Origin of the sequence: Pseudomonas sp. xss_2 (assembly GCF_043104195.1) — a bacterium.
Lineage (GTDB): Bacteria > Pseudomonadota > Gammaproteobacteria > Pseudomonadales > Pseudomonadaceae > Aquipseudomonas > Aquipseudomonas urmiensis.
Genome location: NZ_JBICKL010000106.1, coordinates 23,376 through 30,023 on the forward strand (window position 1 = coordinate 23,376; position 6,648 = coordinate 30,023).

The following is a 6,648-nucleotide window of genomic DNA, read 5'->3' on the forward strand; positions in this document are numbered from 1 at the left end:
AGACCTGCTCATGCACACGCCCGCACTTCCTTACCTTGTCCTGATGCTCGCGCTGGCGGGCTGCAACACGTCGCCTGCCATCACCCCACCGATGGCGCCAGCCAAGGCCGTACCGGCTCCGGCTACCCTCTCCAAGCCGTTGTCAGCGTCACCGGCGTGGGTCCGCCAGGACCGCTACACCCTGATCAGCACGCAGCCGACGCTGGAGCAACGCCAGCCATTGTTCCAGCTCATCACCGTACAGATTTCACCGGCGCTGCACGCGACGGTCGGTGATGCCCTGCACCACGTGTTGCAGCGCTCGGGCTACTCGCTCTGCGCCAACCGCGCCGAGGTCACCACCTTGTTCAGCCGTCCCCTGCCGGCGGTACAGCACCAACTCGGGCCGATGGCGCTGCTTGACGCCTTGACCATCCTTGGCGGCCCGGCCTGGCGGCTGGTTATCGACCCGGTCCAACGCAGCGTGTGCTACGCCCTTCGCGCACCGATGCCCACCCCACCTCACCCGCCTCTGGAGATCGCGCCATGAAGGTCCATCAGTTTCAGGCCCTGGTGCTCGGGGCCCTGTGCCTCGGCGCCGCCGTACTGGCCGCCGTGACCTACAACCACCAGCAACAACTGACCGCGCTCCTGGTCGCCGCTGATAATGCGCCAGCCGATCCCGTACCGGCGCTGCGGCGGGATCTCGATACACTCGGCACCACTATCGCGGCGCTCTCGCCGCAAGTGAAAGCGCTGGGCGAGCACCAGCGCCTGCAGGACGCGAACTTCGCGACACAGAGCAAACAGTTGGACGAGGTGAGCGCTTCAATCAAGGCCATTGACGCGGTGCCGCTGGGTCCGAGCAAATCCGATCTGGCAGCGCTGGAGCAACGACTGGACAGCGCCGAAACCGCTGTGCGCCTCCTGGAGGCTCGACCGACTGCGTCATCCATACAGTCCCAGCCTGCAGCGCCCACCAAGCAGCTCAGCAAAACCCAAGCCCCGACGCCACCGTTCACGCTGCTGGGTGTCGAGACTCGCGGCGACGTCCGGTTGGTCTCGGCCCTGCCGGCCGGCGCGCACGACCTGTCGACCGTCCACCTGCTCCAGCCCGGTGACAGCCTGAACGACTGGCAGCTCAAGGCCATTCGTCGAAACCAGGCCGTGTTCCAGGTGCCTGGGCTCGGCGAACGTTCACTGCCCCTGCCGTGATGAGGTGCATATGGCCCGATTCATCACTCTCTCACTGCTCCTATTCCCCATCTGCCTGGTATCGGGACCGGGATGGAGTGCCCCAGCCACGGTCGAATCGCAGCAGCAGTCCAGCGAGCAGGCCGCGCTGCAGCAAGCGCGATCCGCAGCCCAGGCCAAGGCCTGGGGGCTGACCGATGACGAATGGGCCAAGTTCGAGCGCCTGCAGAGCGGACCCCGCCAGTACTGGTCACCGCAACTCGACCCGCTGACCACCCTGGGCGTGGAAGCCGATTCGGATCAGGAGCGCCAGCGCTACGCCGAGCTACAGGTGCGCCTCGAAGCCAAACGTGCCGAGCGCGAACTGGCCTATCAAAAAGCCTATACCGCTGCCTGGGTGCGGTTGTTCCCGGGCCTGCTGCCGGTACAGGGAATGAGCGAGGCAGTCCCCCCGTCGAGCAACGCGCGCTATGCCGTCTTTGTAGAGGACCCGTGCGCGACCTGCGAGGCCAGCCTCCGCCAATGGTTGAGCACGGGCGCTCATCTGGACGTCTACCTGGTGGGCAGCCAGGGTGACGATACGCGCATTCGCCAATGGGCGCGCAATGTGGGCATTACCCCTGCCCAGGTTGGCAACGGCCAGGTCACCCTCAATCACGACCACGGCCGCTGGTTCGCCCTCGGCGCCAGCCGCCCCCTGCCCGCGCGCTTTCAACAGGTGGAAGGGAAATGGCAGCGCGTCGATTCACCCTCGCCCTGACCCTGATGGGAGTGACTGCGGCCCAAGCAGGCGGCCTGCCTCCGCCGGCGTACCAATTGGCCGCCGCCCAGGCCGGCATCCCAGCCTCGGTGTTGTTCGCCATTGCCCAGCAGGAGAGCGGAACGTTGCTGCGTGGGCAGCTTATCCCCTGGCCATGGACCTTGAATGTGGCCGGCACGCCACAGCGTTTCGCCACCCGCGACCAGGCCTGCAGCGCTCTCATCGTGGCGCTCAACAGGCATGACCCTAAGCGCATCGATGTCGGCCTGGGGCAAACCAACCTGGGTTATCACCCGGAGCGTTATCCCACCGCCTGCGATGCCCTCGATCCGCGCGCCAACCTCGTCGTCACCGCCGACCTGTTGCGCGCGCACTACGCCGACGCCGGTGATTGGGTCATTGCCGCCGGCCGCTATCACCGGCCTGCGGGAGGGGCCCCGGCGGTGCGCTACCGCACGCAGTTCCGCCAGCGCTGGCAACGCCTTAAAGCCGCCACGTCCAGCCGTGGAGGACCACGCTCATGATTGACGTTCGCCAGGGCGCACTGATCTGCGGGCTGATGGGGTCGTTGGCCGCCGGGGTATGGCTTGTGCCAACGCCCCCTGCCATGGCCACCGAATCGGCCGCGCCGGTCGAACAACCCGACCCACGCACCCTGAACTGGGTGCTGCCGGTGCGCAGCGCGCGCCTCTCGCCAGGGGAGGTGCCACGCAGAGCCCTAGACCTGCCAGGCATGGCCCCGCTGTTCCTGGTTGGCGCGGACGCCGCCTCATTGGCGTGGCTGGCGCAGCACGCTCCAGCGCTGAAGCGGTTGGGCGCCCACGGCCTGGCCGTTGAGGTCGCGGATGCGGCAGCGCTGCAGGGCATCCAGGCGATAGCGCCTGGGTTGGCCATTTGGCCGGTGAGCGGCGACGACATCGCCGAGCGGCTGGCGCTGGAACACTACCCGGTACTGATCACACCGACCGGCATGGAACAGTGAGGGAGCACCATGGGTGATCATGCGATGGAATCCCTACTGCGCCCGGCAGTGGAGCTGTACACCGTGGGCATCTGCGCCGGTGCTGGCGCGCTGTGTCTGCATTCGCCCTGGGCGGTAGCCCTATCGCCGGAGATCGGCGCCGGCATGGCCCTGGCCTACACCGCGTTCGGCCTCAAGCGCCTCAACGAGGCCCGCATTGTCCTGCGTTATCGGCGCAACATTCGCCGCCTCCCACGCTATTCACTGACCAGCCAACAAATCCCGGTCAGCAGCAAGCGCCTGTTCATGGGCCGTGGCTTTCGCTGGAGCCGCCGGCACACCCAGCGTTTACTGGAGGCGCAGGACCCCGCGCTCGCCCGCTATGTCAATCAGTCGGCCGCCTACCAGTGGGCTCGGCGCCTGGAGCACCTTCTGGAAAAGGCGCCACCAGGGCTCTCCCTCCTGCCCCGGGTCACCGCCTGGGACAGCCCACTCAACCCGGTACGACCGCTACCGCCCGTGGGTGGCTCACCGCTACTGCACGGCGTCGAGCCCAACGAGCAGGAGGCCTCCTTGCCACTGGGCGAGCGTGTTGGCCATACCCTGGTGCTGGGAACTACCCGGGTCGGCAAGACGCGCTTGGCCGAGGTCTACATCACCCAGGACATCCACCGGCCGAGCCAGGAAGTGGTGATCGTCTTCGACCCCAAAGGCGATGCCGACCTGCTCAAGCGCATGTACGTGGAAGCACGACGCGCCGGCCGTGAGCACGAGTTCTACGTCTTCCACCTGGGCTGGCCTGAGATTTCCGCACGCTACAACGCCATCGGCCGCTTTGGTCGTATCTCGGAAGTCGCCACCCGTATCGCTGGGCAGTTGAGCGGTGAAGGCAACTCGGCGGCGTTTCGTGAGTTCGCCTGGCGCTTCGTCAACATCATCGCCAGGGCCCTGATCGAGCTGGGCCGGCGCCCGGACTACCTGCAGATCCAGCACCATGTGGTGAACATCGATGCGCTGTTCATCGAGTACGCCCAGCACTTCTTTGCCCGTCATGATCCACAGGCCTGGGAGACCATCGTTGATCTCGAGGCTCGGCTCAACGAGAAAAACGTGCCACGACACATGATCGGCCGCGAGAAACGCGTGGTCGCCATCGAGCAGTACCTGACCGCCAAACGCCTCTTCGACCCGGTCATGGATGGCCTGCGCTCGGCAGTGCGTTACGACCGCACCTACTTCGACAAGATCGTAGCCTCACTGCTGCCGTTGCTGGAAAAGCTCACCAGTGGCAAGACGGCCCAGTTGCTGGCCCCCAACTATGCCGATCTGGATGATCCACGTCCGATCTTCGACTGGCTGCAGGTCATCCGTAAACGCGGCATCGTCTACGTTGGCCTGGATGCGCTGTCCGATGCCGAGGTCGCCGCAGCGGTCGGCAATTCGATGTTTGCCGACCTGGTCTCCGTCGCCGGGCACATCTACAAGCACGGCATCGACCACGGTCTCCCGAATTCCTCCAGCGCGACCGACAAGGTGCCCATCAACCTGCACGCTGACGAGTTCAACGAGCTGATGGGCGACGAGTTCATCCCGCTGATCAACAAGGGCGGCGGTGCGGGTATCCAGGTCACCGCCTACACCCAGACCTTGAGCGACATCGAGGCACGCATCGGCAGCCGGGCCAAGGCCGGTCAGGTCATCGGCAATTTCAACACCCTGCAGATGCTGCGCGTACGGGAAACCGCGACTGCCGAACTGCTGACCAATCAGCTGCCCAAGGTCAACGTGCAGACCCGCACCTTGGTCTCCGGCGCGACGGACACCGCCGATCCCGACGCCCGGACCGACTTCACCTCCTCCTCGCAGGACCGGATCACCACCACCGCCGTGCCGCTGATCGAACCGGCGCACATCATCGCCTTGCCCAAAGGCCAGATGTTCTCGTTCCAGGAAGGCGGACAGCTGTGGAAGGTCCGGATGGCGCTACCGAAGCCGGCTAGCGACGATGCGATGCCGGCGGATCTGCAGACTCTGGCTGCACGCATGCGCGAGTCCTACAACGCCAATGCAGGGACTTGGTGGAGCAGCGCCGGCGGAGCGCCAACGGTCGATTTCAACCCCGAAATGCCTGCACCGGGGCGCAGGCACAACCCGTAAGGGCACCGTGAGCAACCGAGGACTGTGGAGCCCCTATGCCTACTACCCCAGTCAGTCCACCGCCCCAACAGCGAAATCCGGGGCTCATCTTCGGCATTCTCGAATTGTGTCTGCGGCTACTTGGACTGCTGATTGCCTCGCTGATCTTCTCCATCATGCTGGAGTTCGTGGGCATGCTCTGGTTCTGGCCCGAGCAGGGCTGGCATCACAGCCATGCCATGTGGCTGAGTGAGCTCGGCTGGCTTAGTAATCACTTCAAGCATTCATTGCTCGTGCAAGAACCCGCTCAAGCGACTTTCAAGGTACTCGAACATCTCAACGACTGGGTCGTTGTGCGCTCTGGATGGGGGACATCCGATGCACAGCTGAAGCTGCTCAGTCGTGAGACGTCATTGCAGGGGCAGCTCGCACAAGTCTACGCTGTGATGCAGGACTACCTGCTGGCGGCCTTGTTTACGGTCTTTACTTTCGTCGTGCGACTGGTCGTTCTCACCTTGGCCACCCCACTGTTCATGCTTGCCGTGATCACCGGCGCGGTTGATGGCTTAATGCATCGCGACCTGCGCAAGTTCGGGGCGGGACGGGAGAGCAGCTTCGTGTACCATCGAGCGAAGCGGACGCTGCTGCCGCTGATGGTAAGCCCTTGGGTGATCTACCTCTCTCTTCCCTTATCGATGAATCCCGTTTGGGTTCTACTGCCATGCGCTGCGGTACTTGGATGGATGGTGGCAATCACGGCTGCGACTTTCAAAAAATACCTTTGACTGTCCGTTGTCGACCCAGGCTGTGTGAAAACGCAAGTAAGTACATCGAGTAGCGAAAGAAGCTGGGGCACCCTGTCAATTCAGCAGATCTAAGTACTGATCTACCTCAGTCGGGCACCGGACGCGGCCCGCGCTATTTGGGCCGCGGCAGCGGCCCGAATAGCCGTATACGGACGCAAAAAATGCTTGGCCTCAAGTCCTGATCGCTTCAATCAGCCCAGCGATGCCGAAGATGCTCATCATTCGTTTGAGATTGTAAGCAAGCACGTGAAGGCTCATCTCGGTGCTTACCCTCGGTAGGGTTTTGGTCAGGAAGTGAGTGCTTCCCATCCAGTATTTGAGCGTTCCGAAGGGATGCTCCACCGTTTGCCGGCGAACTTTCATCTTTCCTGGGTCATGTTCCAATCGGATCTGCACGGCTTCGACTACCGTTTCATGCTCCCAGCGCTTCAACCGGCGTTCCTTACCCGTCGTACACTGCTTCTGCATGGCGCAACTTTGGCAGCCAGAGAACCAGTAGGAGTGCAGCAACATGCCGTCTTCCACCGAAGAATGCCTGCGGGTCAGTAGTTGATCCGCAGGGCATCGGTATTCATCCGATGCAGCGATGTAGAAGAAGTCCTACTTGCCGAATCGGCCTTCCGCTTTGCTGCTTGATGTCAGCGGCTTCGGGACAAAAGTGGTGATCCCGGCCTGCTCGCAAGCAAGGATCTCCGGACCTTTGTAATAGCCTCGGTCGGCGACCACTGTCAGCGACTCAGCACCGATCTCTTCGCGTGCCTGGTTCGCCATATTGCTCAACTGTGTTCGGTCATTGCCAACATTGGTGACTT

At 63.5% G+C, this 6,648-nt stretch carries 7 protein-coding genes and 1 pseudogene; 7 read left to right on the forward strand and 1 reads right to left on the reverse strand.

What is annotated here, in order from left to right:
* Positions 1 to 10 precede the first annotated feature (10 nt).
* From ACF8K2_RS24835 to ACF8K2_RS24865, 7 genes are all read left to right on the forward strand, one after another.
* Complete coding sequence (locus ACF8K2_RS24835) at positions 11 to 529, forward strand: PilL N-terminal domain-containing protein (protein ID WP_392468396.1); 519 nt, start codon at positions 11 to 13, stop codon at positions 527 to 529.
* Complete coding sequence (locus ACF8K2_RS24840; RefSeq protein WP_392468398.1) at positions 526 to 1,194, forward strand: hypothetical protein; 669 nt, start codon at positions 526 to 528, stop codon at positions 1,192 to 1,194. The genes ACF8K2_RS24835 and ACF8K2_RS24840 overlap by 4 nt, the downstream gene beginning before the upstream one ends.
* Before the next feature lie 10 nt (positions 1,195 to 1,204).
* On the forward strand, positions 1,205 to 1,933 hold the full coding sequence (locus tag ACF8K2_RS24845; RefSeq protein WP_392468400.1) for a TIGR03759 family integrating conjugative element protein: 729 nt from the start codon (positions 1,205 to 1,207) through the stop codon (positions 1,931 to 1,933).
* Positions 1,903 to 2,457, forward strand: a complete 555-nt coding sequence (locus tag ACF8K2_RS24850; RefSeq protein ID WP_392468402.1) for a transglycosylase — start codon at positions 1,903 to 1,905, stop codon at positions 2,455 to 2,457. The genes ACF8K2_RS24845 and ACF8K2_RS24850 overlap by 31 nt, the downstream gene beginning before the upstream one ends.
* 83 nt (positions 2,458 to 2,540) lie before the next feature.
* Positions 2,541 to 2,915 (forward strand): integrating conjugative element protein, encoded by a 375-nt coding sequence (locus ACF8K2_RS24855; RefSeq protein ID WP_392468414.1) that lies wholly within the window; start codon positions 2,541 to 2,543, stop codon positions 2,913 to 2,915.
* 9 nt (positions 2,916 to 2,924) lie between these two features.
* Positions 2,925 to 5,051 carry a type IV conjugative transfer system coupling protein TraD gene (traD, locus tag ACF8K2_RS24860; protein WP_392468405.1) on the forward strand — a complete coding sequence of 709 codons (2,127 nt, stop codon included), beginning with the start codon at positions 2,925 to 2,927 and terminating at the stop codon, positions 5,049 to 5,051.
* Positions 5,052 to 5,086: 35 nt separating this feature from the next.
* A complete protein-coding gene (locus ACF8K2_RS24865; RefSeq protein WP_392468408.1) occupies positions 5,087 to 5,815 on the forward strand; it encodes a TIGR03747 family integrating conjugative element membrane protein in 729 nt (242 codons plus the stop codon).
* Positions 5,816 to 6,007: 192 nt separating this feature from the next.
* Here ACF8K2_RS24865 and ACF8K2_RS24870 read toward each other — a convergent pair.
* Positions 6,008 to 6,648, reverse strand: a pseudogene (locus ACF8K2_RS24870) (transposase); the annotation flags it as partial.

Excerpts from the sequence above, each read along its gene's own strand:
- ACF8K2_RS24865 (WP_392468408.1), top strand. The coding sequence starts at position 5,087 with ATGCCTACTACCCCAGTCAGTCCACCGCCCCAACAGCGAAATCCGGGG.
- traD (WP_392468405.1), top strand. The coding sequence starts at position 2,925 with ATGGGTGATCATGCGATGGAATCCCTACTGCGCCCGGCAGTGGAGCTG.
- ACF8K2_RS24845 (WP_392468400.1), top strand. The coding sequence starts at position 1,205 with ATGGCCCGATTCATCACTCTCTCACTGCTCCTATTCCCCATCTGCCTG.
- ACF8K2_RS24855 (WP_392468414.1), top strand. The coding sequence starts at position 2,541 with ATGGCCACCGAATCGGCCGCGCCGGTCGAACAACCCGACCCACGCACC.
- ACF8K2_RS24840 (WP_392468398.1), top strand. The coding sequence starts at position 526 with ATGAAGGTCCATCAGTTTCAGGCCCTGGTGCTCGGGGCCCTGTGCCTC.
- ACF8K2_RS24850 (WP_392468402.1), top strand. The coding sequence starts at position 1,903 with ATGGCAGCGCGTCGATTCACCCTCGCCCTGACCCTGATGGGAGTGACT.
- ACF8K2_RS24835 (WP_392468396.1), top strand. The coding sequence starts at position 11 with ATGCACACGCCCGCACTTCCTTACCTTGTCCTGATGCTCGCGCTGGCG.